The following is a 16159-nucleotide window of genomic DNA, read 5'->3' on the forward strand; positions in this document are numbered from 1 at the left end:
ACGGCATGTCTGAGCCGTTCCGCCGAGCGCCGGCGAAGGCCGTCAGGCGGCGTAGTCGCCGGCGAGCACGATCGCCTGTTCCTCGAGCAGGTGGTACTCGGCTCGGGTGATGGTGGTGGTGCCGCTGCCGGTGACGAGGCGGTGGAGGCCGTGGGGTGTGCCCCAGACCCACTTGTCGGGTCCGAGCTGCAGGACGGTGTAACCGAGGTGGGTCTTGGCTCGGTGGTGATGTCGCGACAACGGGGTGTCGTTGTGGTCGCCGGTCTGACCGGGTGGACCGTTCTTGTCGTAGGGCGTGGTGTGGTCGTGGTCGGGTGCCCGGCCGTGCTGGGTGAAGAGGCGGGTGGCGTGGGGGAAGACGTCGCCGATGGTGCGGAGCTCGGTGCGGTGTTTGACGTCGGTGGGGTGCTCGTAGCCGTTGACCGAGCGGCCGGTGTGGAGGTCGATGACCGGGGTGAGGGTGACGTGGGCGTGGCGGCGGAGCAGGTCGCGGACCTGGTCGAGCAGCCGTGGGCCGAGGCCTTCGACGCGGGCCAGCGGGCCGAGGGTGCCGTCGGCCTGTTGGGCGAGGTGGACGACGATCTCGGCCGTCGGGGCAGCCGGGGCAGGGGTGGGTTCGGGCTCGTCGCCTCCCTTCGCGTCTTCCTCCTCGATCTGGTGGAGGAACGCGAGGACGGCGGCGGGGTCGGCGAGCATCGCGAAGGCCTCGGCGCGCCAGTGGTCCATCCCCAGCGGCTCCTCGCCCTCAGCGGGCGGTGCTGCCTGCTCGGCCAGGGCGGTGGCGAGGTGCTCGACCATGGCGGCGTGCTCGAGGGCGTCGGCCTCGTCGAGACGGGCGAACACCGTTGCGACCCCGGCAGTGGTGCCGGTGCCGTCGGTGTCGTCGGTGTCGTTGATCTGGGAGCCGGGTCGGGGTGTGGGGTACCAGACGCCCTTGGTCTTCTGGTTGTCGGTGATCCGCTTCGCGTGGGCGACCGGGTCGGCCTCGATGATCTTGGCTTCGGCGATCGTGAGGATCCGTGCGGGTGCTTCGTCCAGTGCGGCGGCGACCGCGTCGTCGACGATCCGGGCCTGGTGGCGGTCGAGCTTGCGGGACCAGCGGGCGACCTTGCGGGCCACCCACACCTCGCAGCGTCCGGCCTTCACGCCGGCCCAGACCTTCGGGAGGCGGTGGCGCAGGTCGAACGCGTCCGCCAGGGCGTTACGGGTGGTCAGCACGCCCTCGTGGCGGGCGATCGCGATCTCGACCAACGCCAGGTCCTGGACCTCCGGCGTCCCGTCCCCACCGAGGGTGATCAACCGCGGACCGCCGAACCTCACGGGCACGGCGTCGGGCTCGGCTTGCGGGTCTCCGGAGTGGAGGTCGGCCCAGGCGAGCAGCAGCTCGAGCTTGTCGACCTCGACCTCGCGCGCCATCCGGACACGGTCTTCGGCCGCGTGGAGCAGCTGCTCCGGTGTGGCGTCCGAGAGGTCCGAGATCATGCTTGATTTTATCGCACACATGTTCGAACAGCCAGTGTCGTGCAGCGAGTTTCGCATTGTTTCTAGCGGGTTCTCGAGGTCGCGGCCGGTCGCGCGCTACCTCGTTGATCCCGGGGAGAACCGCAACCCGACAGCGGAACCCGACCCCCTACGGAGCTCTCTCGTCGCTGCGCCTTTTCAAGACTGTGCCCGCTACGCAACCGAGACTCATGGGCGAGCGGCCGGGCGGGCCTGGCAATGGAGGCTCGCCGACGTCCCTCACCCCTCGACCACCGGCAGACCTCACCCCTGGGGCGGGTGCCAGCCGACCTTGTAGGCCGCGCCGACGGCGGCGAGCTGGGAGCTCATCTCCATCTTCGCCAGGATCGACTTCACCTGCGTGCGCACGGTCGCCTCGGACACCACGCTGTCCCGGGCGATCTCGCGCACCGGTGCACCGCGCATCAGGGCGCCGAGGACCTCCATCTCGCGGCGGGTGAGGCGGTCGAGCCGGGTGCGGATGTCGCGGACCTCGTCGCGGTCGTGGAGAGCCAGCTCGATCAGCGAGCCGCGCTCCTGGGCGTTCATGAGCGGCAGCCCGTCGCGGGCCCGGCGGACGGTGGCGACGACCTCGTGCAGCGGGCAGGTCTTGACGAGCACGGCCTTCGCGCCGCGGCGCAGGCACTCGCCGCGGCGGGCGCTCTCGCCGCTTCCGGTGACCACGACCACGGCGATGCCGGCAGCGGCGAGGGGCGTGATCAGCCGCATGCCGTCGCCGACGCGGCCCAGGTCGAGGTCGAGCAGGATCACCCGGGGGGCGCTGCGCAGGGCGGTCGCGAGCACGGTCGCCAGGGTGGTGTGCTCGTCGGTCAGGTCGATGCGGCGTACGGCGTAGCCCTCGGCCTCGAGGGTCAGCGAGACCGACTCGGCGAACAGGGCGTGGTCGTCGATGATGGTGATCCGCATCGGGCGGGGGCGTCCGGTCGACATCGGCGTCAGCTCGCGGCCGCGGCCGTCGTGACCGACGGCTCCCGGGACTCCGACGACGACATGAGCAGTGCTGCGCCGGCGTCGACGTCGAGGCCGGCGTTGCGCAGCGTGACCACGAAGGTCGCTCCGCCGCCACGGCCGGAGGGGTCGTGGTGCAGCGAGCCACCGAGCTCGAGCATCAGCCGGTGGGCCCGTTGGAGTCCGATGCCCTGGCCGGTCGAGCCGGAGCCGCGGGCTCCCCACTGGAAGAGCCGGTCCTCGAGGCCGGGCTCGATGCCCGGTCCTCGGTCGGAGACCCGGATCTCGACGCAGTCCCCGGTCACCTGCGACACGACGGTGGTGGCGTGCCCGTGAGCATGCCGGTGGGCGTTGGTGAGGAGCACGTTGAGGACCTCCGCGAGGGCGTCGGGACGGGCGAGGACGCGGTGCCCGTCGGGGTGCCAGTGCACTCGGTGACCGAGCGCCTCCTGGGCGATGACGAGGGGCTCGACGACGTCGTCGACCGCGAGCTCGGCGAGCTGGTCGGGACCGTCGTCGGTGCAGGTGCGACCGAGGCGCGCCGCCTCTGCGTCGACCATGTGCTTGAGTGCCAGTCGGCGCGGTCCCGGCGGGACCTGGTCGCTGGCGAGGAGGTGGACGCCCGCGACGATCCCCGCGGTCGCGGCGCGCATCTCGTGGACCACCTCCCGGTCGTGCTGGACGGTCGCCTCCGCCTCGGCGGCCCGCAGCACGAGGCTCGCCTCGCGGGAGCTGTGCTCACGCAGCGAGGCGCCCAGCAGTCCGATCGCGGTCGTGGCCACCAGCGAGCTGCACAGCACCACCCCGACCATCACGACCGGCGGCGGCGACGACGCCTCGACGAGGGTCGCCCAGGCCCGGGCCGCGAAGATCACGAAGACGCCGCACGCGATCCGCTGGGCTGCCCAGTGAGGCAGCGGGGAGCGCAGCAGGCGCACCGTCACGAGGACCGTGACGCCGGCGATCGCCGCCAGCACCAGCACGTCCTGCCACTGGCCGACCGTGAGGAACGGCGCCGGGTCGGTGAGGATCTGACCGAGCCGGACCGCCAGCACGCCGAGCCCCAGCAGCAACCCACCGAGCATCGGGTTGAAGCGCGGCGCGTGCTGGTCCCGGGTGCCGACGGAGAAGACGCCGTACAGCACCAGCACGGTCACCAGGTGCCCCGCGGTGAGCCGGTAGCTGTGCCCGCCGCTCGCCGGGTCCCCGAGCGACATCATCACGAGCGGCAGGTCCTGGACGGCGACCAGCGTCGCGGCGGTCGCCAGCCGGGCCTTGACCAGGCTCTGCTCGATGCTCACGTCGAAGCTCAGCGCGAGCGCACTGCCGAGCAGGACCAGGTCGGCCAGCACCATGCTCAGGTGCCCGGCCGCAGCCACGGACTGGGTCGACGGGTCCTCGAGGAGCAGGACGCCGTACGGGTGGAGCATCAGACACGCGAGGAGCACGGCCCACCACAGGGGCGCGCGATCAGCTGCTCTCGGCGAGGAGACTGACGGCCGCCCAGCCACCGCCCGAGAGAGCGCTCGGCGAGAGCGCCGGGACTGACGGCCCTGGTGCGGACCGGTCATGCTGGCGATTATGCGCGGGTGTCCGGCCCCACGTCGAGGAAGACCTCAACGTACCCAATTTTTGGGCCTGCTCGGCGTGTCGGTGCGGCGTCACCGTCCTCAGGGTGTGCTCACCGTGACCTGGCGGGTGGTCGTCGTGGCGACCCCCCAACCGTCGGTCACGGTCAGCTGGACGGTGTAGGTGCCGGCCGCCGGGAAGGTGTGGGACACCGAGCTCGTGGTCGCGTTCGCGGTGCCGTCGCCCCAGACCCAGCGGTAGGTGATCGTGTCGCCCGCATCCGGGTCGCTCGAGCCCACGGCCGAGAAGTTGCAGACCAGGCCCGAGCACGCCGGCGGGTTCAGCACGGCCACCGGCGCCCGGTTTCCGGGCGGTGTCGTGATCGTGACGGTCTGCGTCGCGGTGCCGGTGTCGCCCCACTCGTCCCGCGCGGTGAGCGTGACGGTGAAGGTGCCCGGCGTCGCGTAGGTGCGGGTCGGGAGCGGACCGGTGCCGGTGCCGTTGCCGAAGTTCCACGAGTAGGTCAGGGTCGCGGCGTTCTCGTCGGTCGAGCTGCGGGCGTCGTAGGTGCAGACGTTGTTGGTGCAGCTGACCGTGAAGCTCGCCACCGGCGGGTTGTTGGGCGGGTGGGTGACGGTCGCATGCCTCTCGGACACCGCGCTGACGAAGTTGTGCTGGTCGATCGCCCGCACCTGCACGGTGTAGGCCCCGGCCGGGATCACCGGAGTCGTGTAGGAGAAGTTCGAGCCGGGGGTGCCGGGACTGTTCAGGAACGCCGTGCGCCAGCTCGGCGTGGTGCTGGTGAAGGTCCCCGTCGAGCTCATGTACTGCCCGGCGGAGTTCACGATCCCGACCTGCACCTGCTGCATCGCCTGGTCGTCCTCGGCCCGGCCGCTCACGAAGATCTTGCCGTCGGGGAACTCGGCGCCCTCGGTCGGGCTCAGCAGCGCGTCGGTCAGCACCGGCGGCTGGTCGCCCGGGTAGATCGGGTAGCGCGACGTCGCCCCGGTCGTCGACGGGTCCTGCTGGCCTGCCGTGTCCCAGGCGTACGCCGTGACGTTCCAGTCACCCTGGGTCGGCAGCGCCCGGTTCAGCGTCCAGGTGGTGCTCGTCGCCCCGGGACTGGCCAAGGTGGCGTCCAGGTAGGCGAGCGAGGCGGACATGGTGCCGTCCGGCTGCAGGTAGCGGCTGGTGTCGGCGTCGCGGAGCGACACGGCGACGCGGGCGACGCCCTTGTCGTCCGTGGCTGCGCCCGAGAGGTTCAGCAGCAGCACCTGCTGGCCGGTGATCGTCCCGGTCGGCGTGATCGTCGCGTTGGGCGGGTTGTCGCCCGGGATGGTGGCGTTGAGGGTCAGCCGGCCCTGGTTGGCCGACGACGTCGACAGGCCGATGTTGTCGTCGGCGCTGACCGTGAACGTGTAGCTGCCGGGGCTGAGGTTGAACGGCGTCGTGTAGCTCCAGTTGTAGCTTCCCTGGTTGATGTTGACGGGCGAGATCCGGTAGGAGCCCGCGATCACGTTCGTGCCCCAGGAGCCGTCGGCCGCCAGCCGCTCACCCGTTGACGTGTTGCGCAGCGTCACCCACACCTGGTGCAGGGACTGGTCGTCGTTGGCCGAGCCCGCGAACGTGATCGGGCTGCCGGGTGTCACCGTCACCGGCTGGACCGCCGTCGGCGGCACCATCGACACCGGCTGGCTGATCGACACCGTCGGCGCCTGTCCGGTGGTCGTCACGATCCAGCGCCGGTCGGCGGTGTCGAGCGACGACTGGCCACCCGTGTCGGAGGAGCGTGCCTGCGCCCACCACTCGTCCTCGAAGGGCACGGTGACCTCGTAGGACCAAGTGGTCGACGTCGCGCCCACCACGTCGGGCGTGATCTGGAACGAGTTGTAGGTGAAGGACACGGTGCCGTCGTCCTGCAGGTAGCGGTTCTGCGTGTCGCGCAGGGTCAGGCTGACCCCGTTGACGCCGATGTCGTCGGCCGCGCTGCCGGTGATGGTGAAGGTCGTCTGGGCCTGCGGGCTCGGCGGGCCCGTGATGCTGGTCGTCGGCGGCGCGTCGGCGGTCCCGAAGGTCTCGAACTTCTTCGACGCCTTGGTGTTGTCACCGGTGCCGTTGCCCGCCACGGCGCGGGCACGGACCAGCAGCTCGCGGTTGGTGGCCATGGTGAGCGGCAGCCGCCAGGTGCGGGTCGGGCCGGTGCCCGGGTCCAGGGTCGCGTTGAAGGTGTTGAGCGTCGTCGTGCCCCACGTGGTGAGGTCGTCGTTGAGGTAGCGGTTGGTGTTGCGGTCCTGGATCTCGACCTCGACCCGGTTGATGCCCGAGGCCGCGGTCGCCGTGCCGGTGATCTCGTACTGCTCGTTCACCGGCTCGATCCGGCCCTCGATGGGCGCGGTGATCGTGGTCTGGGTGCCGTTCTGCGCCGGCACGCTGTTGAAGTCGAGGAAGGCGATCCGGCCGACGTTGTAGCCGCCCTTGGTGTTGCCGTCACCGCCCACGAACAGGCCGCGCGGCGTCGCCTCGAGGTGCTTGTCGCCCTCGTTGGAGTTCGACGACACGAACCACTCCAGGGCGTGCCCGTCGACCGGGTCGAGCGCCGCGAGGTGGGCGCGCTTGACCACCGCGTCGCCCAGGGCGTACGCCGACAGCCCCTGCCCGGTGCCGTAGCCGACGTCGTCGAGACCGGGCCACGGCAGCGGTGCGGTCGCCGACTCGGACCACTGGAAGTGGCCGCCGACGTAGATGCCGGCCTCGGTGATCACGACCGAGTACGTCGAGTCGAACTGCCGGGTGATCCACACCGGCTGGGCGTTCGGGTCGTCGTTCATGTTGAACCTGATCACCGTGTCGTTGATCGGTGGGCGGTCGCCGCCCGAGCCGCTGGTCACGATGAAGTAGGAGCCGTCCGGCGAGATGTCGCCGCCGTAGGCGCGCTGGATGCCGCCCACGAACTGCAGGTTGTCCTGCCACAGCGTGGTCTTCCACGGCGTCAGCTTGTTGGTGCGGGTGTTGATGATCGCGACGCCGTACCGGTCCTGGCCGTTGACCTGGCGACCGGTGTGGACCACCAGCAGCCGGCCCTCGTCGCGGCTCAGCCTCAGCCGCTGCACGGCGAGGTCGCCGTTGGTGCCGATGCCGCCGGTGATGTTGTTGACGAAGTCGCTGCGGACCGCGCCGGTGACACCGTCGAGAGCGGCGAGAGCGCCGCGCGGCACGTTGTTGATGGTGCTGAAGCGGCCGCCGGCGTACACCGTCGTGTTGGTGACGGCCAGCTCGTTGACCTTGCCGTTGGCGTTCGCGACGAAGCCGGCGATCGGCGCACCGGTCGCAGGGTTGATCTGGGCGATGGCCTTCCTGGTCTGGCCGTTCACGGTGCCGAAGGTGCCGGAGATGTAGAGCTTCGTGCCGTCGGGCGTCGCCTCGACCGCGTCCACGCCGCCGTTGGTGAAGGTCGGCCGGAAGGTCGTGTCGACCTGTCCCGTGCTCCAGTTGTACGCCGCCAGGCTGGGCTGGTTGATGATCGCGCCGTTGTTGGGCTGCCGGATCGAGGTGAACGTGCCGGCGATGTAGACCCGGTTGCCGACGACCTCGATGTCCCAGATCTCACCGTCGGTGATGGTCGGCTGGTCGGTGCGCGGCGTGTCCGGCACCAGCCCGGCGTGACCCGGCGCCGGGTCGAGCGGCACCGCCGTCGCGGTGCCCGTGGTCTGGTCGGTGTGGCCGTGGCCGTCGTTCACCGTCAAGGTGACGGTCCGGTTGCCGGTGGTCGCGTAGGTGTGTGACGGGTTGACGCCCGTCCCGGTCTGCCCGTCCCCGAACTGCCACGTGTAGGTCAGCGCGTCCTTGTCGAGGTCGTAGGAGTGCGACGCGTCGAACTCGCAGGTCATGCCGGCGCAGCCGGTCGAGAAGTCGGCGACCGGGGGCTCGTTGGTGGAGGTCGCGTCGACGCCGGGGTCGATGACGACCGAGAGGAGCATGTCGCGCGAGACGGACGTGCTGGTGGTGGCAGTGCGCCCGGGGAGGGGACCGACCGGCACGGCGCCGTCGGAGTCGCCGAGGATCGCGCTCACCTTGCCGGTCCCCGAGGCCGCGGCCTGGGTCCGCGTCTTCTCGCTGGCGGGCAGGGTCCACACGGTGTCGGTGGAGGACTTCTCGCTCCACACGTTGACCAGCCACGAGTTCGCGTTGGCCGCGGTGACCGCCGGTGCGGTGTGACTGGTGGCCGGGGCGTCCGCACCCCCCAGAGCAGACGCCCCGACCACGGCCGGTCCGGTGCTGCGGTAGGCAGCCACCGTCATCGCGGACTTCACGTACGTCGTGCCGCTCGACACGGTGACGTCGCGGCCGGCGTCGGCCGCGGTCGCACTGCGGGTCCAGGCCCGGCCGCGGATCCCGTTGCCGTCGCGGGTCTGGATCAGGGTCCAGCCGGCGGGGTCCTCGATCGGGACGGTCGTGGTGTTCGTGACGAGGAAGAGGACGAGCCGGTCGCCGGGCTCGACGGTGCTGGGGATGGTCACCGAGCGTCCGGGCGCGTTGCCGGCGGAGCTGGCCGCCGCGACGTACTGGATCTGCCCGGCGGTGACCGCCACGTCCGGGCTGACCTGCCGGGTGGTGACGTCCTGGTGGCTCCCGTCGCTGACGGTCAGGGTCACGGTGCGCTGCCCGGCGGAGGCGTAGGTGTGGCTGGGGGTGCGTCCGGTGCCGGTCTGGCCGTCGCCGAAGGCCCACGCGTAGGTGAGGGTGTCGCCGTCCGCGTCGGTCGAGCCGGACGCGTCGAAGGAGCAGGTGAGCCCGCTGCAGCTCGCCGTGAAGGAGGCCTGGGGCGCCGTGTCACTGAGGTCGCCGGGGTTGATCACGACCGAGAAGGTCGCGCTGCGCGAGGCCGCGGAGGTGAGGGTCGCGGTGCGGGCGGGCGCCGTACCGGTGGCGACCGGTGCGTTGGAGTCGCCCCACACGCCGCTGACCTTGCCGCTGCCGGTGGTGGCCGCGGTGGTGCGGCTGGTCGTGCCCGCGGGCACGGTCCAGGTGCTGTCGGTGGACGACTTCTCGGTCCACACGCCGACCAGCCAGGAGCCGGCGGCGGCCACGGGGATCGCGGGGGCGTCGACGCTGGTGCTCGACGTGTCCGAGCCACCGGCGAGCGCGGTGACCGACGGGGCGAGGCCCGTGCTGCGGTAGGCGCCGACCGACATGAACGACTTCGCAGCGGCGGTCGTCGTGACCGTCACGTTGACGTTGGCGTCGGCGGCGACGGCGGTCCGGGTCCACAGCCTGCTGCGGATGCCGTTGCCGTCGCGGCTGGCGAGCGGGTTCCAGCCGGCCAGGTCGGGGATCGCCTCCGTCGTGTTCGTGGTGAGCTCGAGAAGCAGCACGTCACCGGCCTGGACGGTGCTGGGGATCCGTACGACGTGCGCCGTCCGGTTCCCGGCGGTGCTCGCCGCGTCGACGAAGGAGACGGCGCCGGGGGCGGCCTGGGCCGGCGGCACGAGTGGGCTGAGTGGCGCGAGTGCGGGGACGACCACGAAGGCGGTGATGATGGGGACGACCGCCCGGGCGATGCGCCGCCATCGTCGGCTAGGGACCGGTTGACGCCGACTGGTGGTGGTTGTGCGCATCTGCCTCACCGTCCCCGCACTCGCATGATGCCCTCGGTCCTGAGGGCACGGCGATCGTGTCAACGGTCACACGGCAGGGGCATGACCGATATTGGGCAGGATTCGCCCGCACTTTCGGGGCTCTCGGCGGCCTGCAGCGCACCCATCCCACAAATTGGGGGTATCTGCCGACGCCCTGCTCACGGGCCCCTGGGGGCGCCCATGATGAACCGGTCATCGAGCGGACCGGCTCGGTCGACCAGACCGATCTGCCGGACCTGGACCGGGGAGGTGGACGTGGAGCAGCGCCGTGTGCTTCCACTGCGAGTCGTCGCGCTCGCGCTCCTGGCGGGTCTGCTCGCGGGCGCCGCGGCGTGGGGTTGGGGCCAGCGTCGCGCCGAGGAGCACGTCGGGACCGCCACGATCATGCTGCACCCGCTGGAGGGCAACGCCTACAGCCCCGGTGGCCGCGGCGACGACCTGGTCAACCTCGAGACCGAGGCGCAGGTGCTGCGCTCGGACACCGTGGCCCGCGCGGTCCTGGACAAGCTGCACGAGGCCGGCACGCCCTCCGACCTGCTCGCGGCGGTCACCGTCGTGGTCCCGCCCAACACCCAGCTGCTCCAGATCACCGCACGCGGCAAGGACGACGCCACGGCCGTCGCCCGGGCGTCCGCGTTCGGCGACGTCTACCTCGAGTTCCGCCGCTCGCGCACCGAGTCGGCCGTCTACGAGCAGACCTCACGCCTCGAGGAGCTGGTCAAGCAGCGCGAGGACGAGCGGGACGCGGCCGTCGCGCACCTCGACCAGCTCAAGAGCGATGCTCCCGAGCGGGCCCTGATCCAGCAGCAGGTGCAGGAGGAGGTCGTCCAGATCGGCTCCCTGCGCGCCCAGCTCGCCGCGGCCCAGGCCGTCGCGCTCGACCCCGGCCAGGTGGTCACGCCCGGCCAGGTCGTCGGGGCGGGCCTGTGGGCCTCGCCGACCCGTGTCGGCGCGATCGCGGGCGTCCTCGCGGCCCTGCTGGTGCTGGGGATCGCGGTCGTCCGCCGGACCGGTGCCGCACCCGGCGTGGTGCGTCACCTCGACGACCTCGCCGACGCGGGCCCCACGGTCCTCGGTGAGCTCCGGACCCCGGTCCGGGCCGACAGCGACGTGATCGCCCACGCGCGATCCGTGGTGCTCGCTGTCGGTTCGGACCGGCCACCCGTGGTCGCCGTGGGCGCGGTCGGAGCCGGGGCCTCCATCGCCTTCCCCGCGCTCGTCGACTCCTTCGTGCGGGCCCGCTACGAGGTCGTCGCCGTCGACCTGACCCGCCGCGCGGACCGCCAGGCGATGGCCGAGCTGGTCATGCAGCAGGCCGTCGTCGCCGACGTCCTCGTCGAGGACGGCCACTTCCGCAACCGGCTGCGGCCCCTCGAGCCGCTGCCGGGCGCCGTCGACGCAGCGCCGCCGACGGACGACCTCGACGACCTGGCCGCCTCCGCGGAGATGCGTCGCATCCTCGCCGAGCTCGCCAAGCGTGCCGACCTGGTCCTGCTGCGCTCGCCCGGACTGGGTACGACGGTCGGTCGCGCCGTGCTGGTCGCCGCCACCGCCGTCGTCGCCGAGGTCCCGCAGGGCTCGGCCACCGAGGCCGACCTCGCCGTTCTCACCGCCGAGGCCGAGCGGGTCGGGACCGTCGTGGCGGGGCTGGTCCTCACCCACGGGCGCGGGGACGAGTCGTGACGGATCGGACCGGAGAGCCCTCGGACCTCGAGGCCCACCACCTGCGCGCGGTCGCGCGCGGCAGCACGGCGACCCTGCTCGGCGCGGTGCTCAGCACGCTCGCCGGCTTCGGTCTGGTCCTGGTCGTGACCCGGGGCGTCGACCCGGACCCCGCCGGCCGGTTCTTCGCGGCGACGGCCGTCTTCCTCGTGGCGCTCGCGGCAGCCGGGCTCGGGACCGACACCGGGCTGGCGCGGTTCGTGCTGCGGACCGACCAGCCGGGTGCCGTGCGCAGGCTGGTGGGGATGGCTGCGATCCCGGTGCTGGTGGTGGCCGCAGCGCTGGCGCTGGCCCTGGCGGCCTGGTGGCCCGACACCCGGTGGCTGGTGTGGGCGTTGCCGCTCGCCGCCACCTCCGACCTGTGCCTGGCCGCGGTCCAGGCCCACGCGACCTTCCGCGCGGCCGTGCTGATCGACCGGATCGTGCGACCCGGGGCGCAGATCGTGCTGGTGAGCGCCGCCGTGGTCGCCGGGCTGCCCGGCGCCGTGCTGGCGCTCGCCTGGGGGGCGGCCTACCTGCTCAGTGCGGTGCTCGCCGTGCGCGCCCTGCACGGGGTGCTGCGCAGGGCCGGGCCCGACGCCCCGGCAGGGGAGCACGTCACTCCCCGCGAGTTCTGGGGCTTCACCTGGGCGAGGGCCGCGGCGCGGATCGCGCAGGTCGGCGTGCAGCGGCTCGACATCGTGCTGGTCGCCTGGCTGTTGACGCCCACGGACGCTGCCGTCTACACGGTCGCGACCCGGTTCGTGGTGTTCGGCCAGCTCGCCAACCAGGCGGTGTCCTCCGTGGTGCAGCCGAGGTTCACGCTGATCCTCGCCGACGAGGCCGGGGACGCCGGAGCCCGGCGGGCACTGCTCAGCCGGGTGTTCGCGGTGACCACCAGCTGGAGCGTGCTGCTGGCGTGGCCGGTCTACCTGTGCGTCGCCGCGGCCCCCCTGGCCTACCTGGGCTGGTTCGGCACGGCCTACACCACCGACGACGCCCGCACGGTCGCCCTCGTGATGGCCGGCGGGATGCTGGTCGCGGTCGCCTCCGGACCGGTCGACACCCTCCTGCTGATGACCGGGCGCAGCACCCGCAGCCTCGCCAACACCCTGGTCGCGCTGGTCGTCGACGTCGGTGGCTGCCTGCTGCTGGTCCCGCGGATGGGCATCGCCGGTGCCGCCCTCGCCTGGGCGGTCGCGGTCGTCGTACGGTGCGCGCTCGCGGTGGTCCAGGTCCGCCCGGACATCGGGCTGCTGCCCGGTCGCCGCACCCTGCTCGTCGCCGCAGCCGTTCCCCTCGGCTGCGTCGGCGTACCGCTCGCGCTCGCGCAGGCCCTCGGCGGCCTGACCCCTGCGACCTGGCTGCTGGCCTCGGCGCTCGTCGCCGTGGGCTACGTCGCGGTGGTGTGGCGGTTGCGCGCCCGGCTCGCCGTCGACCTGTTCCTGCCCCGGCGACGAGAGCTGGTGACGGCATGAGCGGGCTGCGCACGGTGGCGGGGAAGGCGCGGCGCCGGCTGCCCGAGCCGGTGGTCCGCGCGGCCCGGGCGCTCCTGCTCGGGTGGGGCTGGCTGACCGCCGACCTGCGCGAGGAGCCGGGTGTCATCGTCGTCGGCGCGCAGCGGGCGGGGACGACCACCCTGTTCCGGCTGCTCAGCGAGCACCCGCACCTGTGCCGGCCCACCGTCGACAAGGGGACCGGCTACTTCGACGACGGCTACCGGCACGGCCGGCGCTGGTACCGCGCCCACTTCCCGCTGCGCCGCCCCGGCCGCTGGCGCCGGACGAGCTTCGAGTGCAGCGGCTACTACCTCTTCCACCCGCTCGCCGCCGAGCGGATCGCCCGCGACCTGCCCGGCGTCCAGGTCGTCGCGATGGTCCGCGACCCGGTCGCGCGGGCCCACTCGGCGCACCGCCACGAGCTCGCCCGCGGCTTCGAGACGCTGCCGTTCGCCGAGGCCGTCGAGAGCGAGCCGGCACGCACCGCCGGCGTCGCCGCCCGGCTGGCGGCCGAGCCCGGCACGCTGAGCTTCGAGCACCGGCACCACGCCTACCTGCAGCGCGGCGAGTACGCCGTCCAGCTCCACCGCTTCGTCGAGCAGCTCGGCCCGGACCGGGTGCACGTCGTCGAGGCCGACGAGCTGTTCGCCGACCCGGTGCCGGTGTACGTCGACCTGCAGCGCCGCCTCGGCCTGCCGGTGCACCGCCCCGACGAGGTCGGCCGCTGGAACGAGCGCCCCGGCGACCCGCTGCCCCCCGACCTGGAGGCCCGGCTGCGCGGGCATTTCGACGACCACGACGCCGCCCTCGCCGAGCTCCTCGGCCGGGTGCCCAGCTGGCGAAAGGAATCACTGCGATGACTGCACTCCATCCTCCCCGCGGCCGCCACACCGTGCTCTCGGGCCCCGTCCGTCACCGGCTGGCACGGGGCACCCGCTGGCACCCCGGCACCCGCGAGGTGCGGCTGTCGCACCTGCTCCTCGGCGGCCAGAACGGGATGAGCGGGCACGAGTTCGCGACGGCGATGATGGACCCGCTGTGGCCCTCGCGCCGGGTGGTCGAGGGGCCGCACGCGGAGCTGCTGGAGCGCGGACCCGGCCAGTCCGACCACGACATCCTCCGGTCGAGCTATGCGCGCATGGCGCGGGCGTGCATCCGGCACACGGGCGTCTACTTCGACGCGACCGACGACGCCGGGATCGTGGCCCAGGCCCGGCAGGTCCTCGCCCGGGCGGCCGGTGAGCCCGCGGAGGTGCCGACGGGCGTGATGCACTCCCCGCCCGGCCAGCCGGTGCTCGTCGCACCCATCGCGGACTCGAGCTGCTTCCAGGTGATCGACGGCCACCACCGGATCGCGCTGGCGGCCGCGGCCGGGGCGACCACCATCCCCGTGCGGGTGCGCCGCGGCAAGGTCAGCACGCCGCTGCAGGACCTGCTCCACGAGATGTCGTGGCTCGAGGGCGGCCGGGAGCTCTACCAGCCCGTCGACTCGCCCGAGCTGGCGGCGCTGTGGCCGATCGTGCGTTGCTGCGTCGACCGGCTCGAGGCCATGGAGGGCTTCCTGCGCCCGCGCGGCCTGCTCGAGGGTCGCTACCTCGACGTCGCCAGCTGCTACGGCTGGTTCGTCGCTCAGATGGCGGAGCGGGGGATGGCGGCCGAGGGCATCGAGCGGGACCCGCTCGGCGCGACCCTGGGCCGGCTGGTCTACGGCGTCGACCCGGACCGGATCCGGATCGGGGACGTCGTCGAGGTCCTGCGCGGGACCCGGGAGCAGTGGGACGTCGTGTCGTGCTTCAGCCTGTTGCACCACTTCGTGCTCGGCCGCGGTTCCTGCGACGAGGTCGAGCTGATCCGGCTGCTCGACAAGTCGACGCGGCGGGTGCTCTTCTTCGACACGGGCCAGGAGCACGAGCGCTGGTTCCAGAAGTCACTGCGCGGCTGGAACCCCGAGCACATCCGCGACTTCCTGCTGACGAACACGACCTTCGACCAGGTGCTCGACCTGGGTCCCGACCGCGACGCCGTCGGCCCGTACGCCGAGAACTACGGGCGCCACCTGTTCGTCTGCGTCCGCGAGGACCGGTGAGCGCGGTGACCAGCGAGCTGCTCGAGACCGTGGCCGAGCTGTGGCCCGGCGCCGACGTCGTCCCCGCGGGGACGGCGGGCGACGGCCGGCCGGTACGCGCCCGCTACGCCCTGCTCAGCCGTGGCGACGACCCGACCGTGCTGGTGCCCGTCGAGTCGGCCACGGCCGCCGGGGCCTCGTTGCGCCGGTTCAGCACCGCCTCCTCCTGGTGGGAGACGACCTCGCGCGTGGCTGCGGGAGCCGCCGTGCGGGCGCTGCCCGGGCTGCTGCGCCAGCGCGTGGAGATCCGGGGCGGGCACGACGGGCTGGCCGTGCACCTCTCGGAGGTCCTCGGCACGCCGGTCAGCTTCAGCCTCAGCATCGGCACCGCTCGGGTGAACCGGAAGCCCGTGCTGCAGGTCTTCGACGAGGAGGGCCGGTGCCGGGCGTTCGCCAAGGTGGGCTGGTCGGAGAACACCTGCGCCGACGTGACGGCGGAGGGCCGGGCGCTGGCGACGGTGACCGCCCTGGAGTACCAGCACGTCGTACCGCCCCCGCTGCTGGCGCGGACGTCGTGGGCCGGGCGCCCGGTCCTCGTCATCGGGCCGTTGCAGCCCTCGCCGTGGCGTCGCCACCGGCGTGCCTGGACGCCCCCCGAGGAGGCGATGACCGAGCTGGCGTCGTCCTTCGCCTCGCCGGACGGCCGGCTGACCGACTCCGCGTGGTGGCAGCGCCAGTGGGAGGCCACCGGGGCGCTGGTCGACCCGGTGCTGCGCGGCCGCTTCGGGCGGGCGATGGAGCGGGTCGACGGGATCGTCGGACGGCGGGCGCTGAGCTGGGGTGCGTGGCACGGCGACTGGACGCCGTGGAACATGGCCGTGTCCGGCGACGCCGTCCTGCTGTGGGACTGGGAGCGCTTCGAGACCGGCGTACCGATGGGCCTGGACCCGCTGCACTACGTCGTGAACTCGTTCAACTCCGGGGTGCCGGCCTCGATCGAGGGGGTGCTGCGCGCGCTGTGCTTCGCGTCGTACCGCGACCGGAGCCTGGGTGGCGAGCCGCACGTGACGAGCCTGCTCTACCTGGTCGCGATCCTGACCCGGTACCTGCGGCTGGTCGACGTGCCCGGCGGGGAGCACATCTCGCCGCGCGCGATGCAGACCCTGGTGGCACTCGAGCGCCTGACCCAGGTGTGAGACCCGGGGCAGGCGCTCGAGAAG

Annotated in this window: 9 protein-coding genes; 5 read left to right on the forward strand and 4 right to left on the reverse strand. The window is 72.7% G+C overall.

Annotation, left to right across the window (positions count from 1 at the left end; all coding sequences use genetic code 11):
- Positions 1-42: 42 nt before the first annotated feature.
- The 4 genes from BJ958_RS23180 to BJ958_RS23195 all read right to left on the reverse strand — a co-directional run bounded on the left by BJ958_RS23180 (position 43) and on the right by BJ958_RS23195 (position 9653).
- Positions 43-1482, reverse strand: coding sequence for a hypothetical protein (locus BJ958_RS23180; protein WP_179729178.1), 1440 nt, complete (start codon positions 1480-1482; stop codon positions 43-45).
- Positions 1483-1764: 282 nt separating this feature from the next.
- A complete protein-coding gene (locus tag BJ958_RS23185) occupies positions 1765-2451 on the reverse strand; it encodes a response regulator transcription factor (protein WP_246319092.1) in 687 nt (228 codons plus the stop codon).
- Between the two features lie 5 nt (positions 2452-2456).
- Positions 2457-3899, reverse strand: coding sequence for a sensor histidine kinase (locus BJ958_RS23190; protein ID WP_179729179.1), 1443 nt, complete (start codon positions 3897-3899; stop codon positions 2457-2459).
- 240 nt (positions 3900-4139) lie between these two features.
- Positions 4140-9653: a PKD domain-containing protein gene (locus BJ958_RS23195; RefSeq protein ID WP_179729180.1), complete on the reverse strand. Its 5514-nt coding sequence runs from the start codon at positions 9651-9653 to the stop codon at positions 4140-4142.
- Positions 9654-9944: 291 nt separating this feature from the next.
- Between BJ958_RS23195 and BJ958_RS23200 the strand changes: the two genes are divergently transcribed.
- From BJ958_RS23200 to BJ958_RS23220, 5 genes are read left to right on the forward strand one after another with little or no spacing between them, the layout of a single operon-like run.
- Positions 9945-11357: a YveK family protein gene (locus BJ958_RS23200; RefSeq protein ID WP_179729181.1), complete on the forward strand. Its 1413-nt coding sequence runs from the start codon at positions 9945-9947 to the stop codon at positions 11355-11357.
- Positions 11354-12853, forward strand: coding sequence for an oligosaccharide flippase family protein (locus tag BJ958_RS23205; RefSeq protein WP_179729182.1), 1500 nt, complete (start codon positions 11354-11356; stop codon positions 12851-12853). The genes BJ958_RS23200 and BJ958_RS23205 overlap by 4 nt, the downstream gene beginning before the upstream one ends.
- Positions 12850-13734 carry a sulfotransferase domain-containing protein gene (locus BJ958_RS23210; RefSeq protein WP_179729183.1) on the forward strand — a complete coding sequence of 295 codons (885 nt, stop codon included), beginning with the start codon at positions 12850-12852 and terminating at the stop codon, positions 13732-13734. The genes BJ958_RS23205 and BJ958_RS23210 overlap by 4 nt, the downstream gene beginning before the upstream one ends.
- Positions 13731-14960, forward strand: a complete 1230-nt coding sequence (locus BJ958_RS23215) for a ParB N-terminal domain-containing protein (RefSeq protein ID WP_179729184.1) — start codon at positions 13731-13733, stop codon at positions 14958-14960. The genes BJ958_RS23210 and BJ958_RS23215 overlap by 4 nt, the downstream gene beginning before the upstream one ends.
- Positions 14957-16135, forward strand: a complete 1179-nt coding sequence (locus BJ958_RS23220; protein ID WP_179729185.1) for an aminoglycoside phosphotransferase/kinase family protein — start codon at positions 14957-14959, stop codon at positions 16133-16135. Before BJ958_RS23215 ends, BJ958_RS23220 begins: the two co-directional genes overlap by 4 nt.
- Positions 16136-16159 lie beyond the last annotated feature (24 nt).

Source organism: Nocardioides kongjuensis (assembly GCF_013409625.1).
GTDB classification, from domain to species: Bacteria; Actinomycetota; Actinomycetes; order Propionibacteriales; family Nocardioidaceae; genus Nocardioides; species Nocardioides kongjuensis.

Coding starts and splice junctions, on each gene's coding strand:
- BJ958_RS23180 (WP_179729178.1), bottom strand. CDS start 1,482: ATGATCTCGGACCTCTCGGACGCCACACCGGAGCAGCTGCTCCACGCG.
- BJ958_RS23185 (WP_246319092.1), bottom strand. CDS start 2,451: ATGTCGACCGGACGCCCCCGCCCGATGCGGATCACCATCATCGACGAC.
- BJ958_RS23190 (WP_179729179.1), bottom strand. CDS start 3,899: ATGCTCCACCCGTACGGCGTCCTGCTCCTCGAGGACCCGTCGACCCAG.
- BJ958_RS23195 (WP_179729180.1), bottom strand. CDS start 9,653: ATGCGCACAACCACCACCAGTCGGCGTCAACCGGTCCCTAGCCGACGA.
- BJ958_RS23210 (WP_179729183.1), top strand. CDS start 12,850: ATGAGCGGGCTGCGCACGGTGGCGGGGAAGGCGCGGCGCCGGCTGCCC.
- BJ958_RS23215 (WP_179729184.1), top strand. CDS start 13,731: ATGACTGCACTCCATCCTCCCCGCGGCCGCCACACCGTGCTCTCGGGC.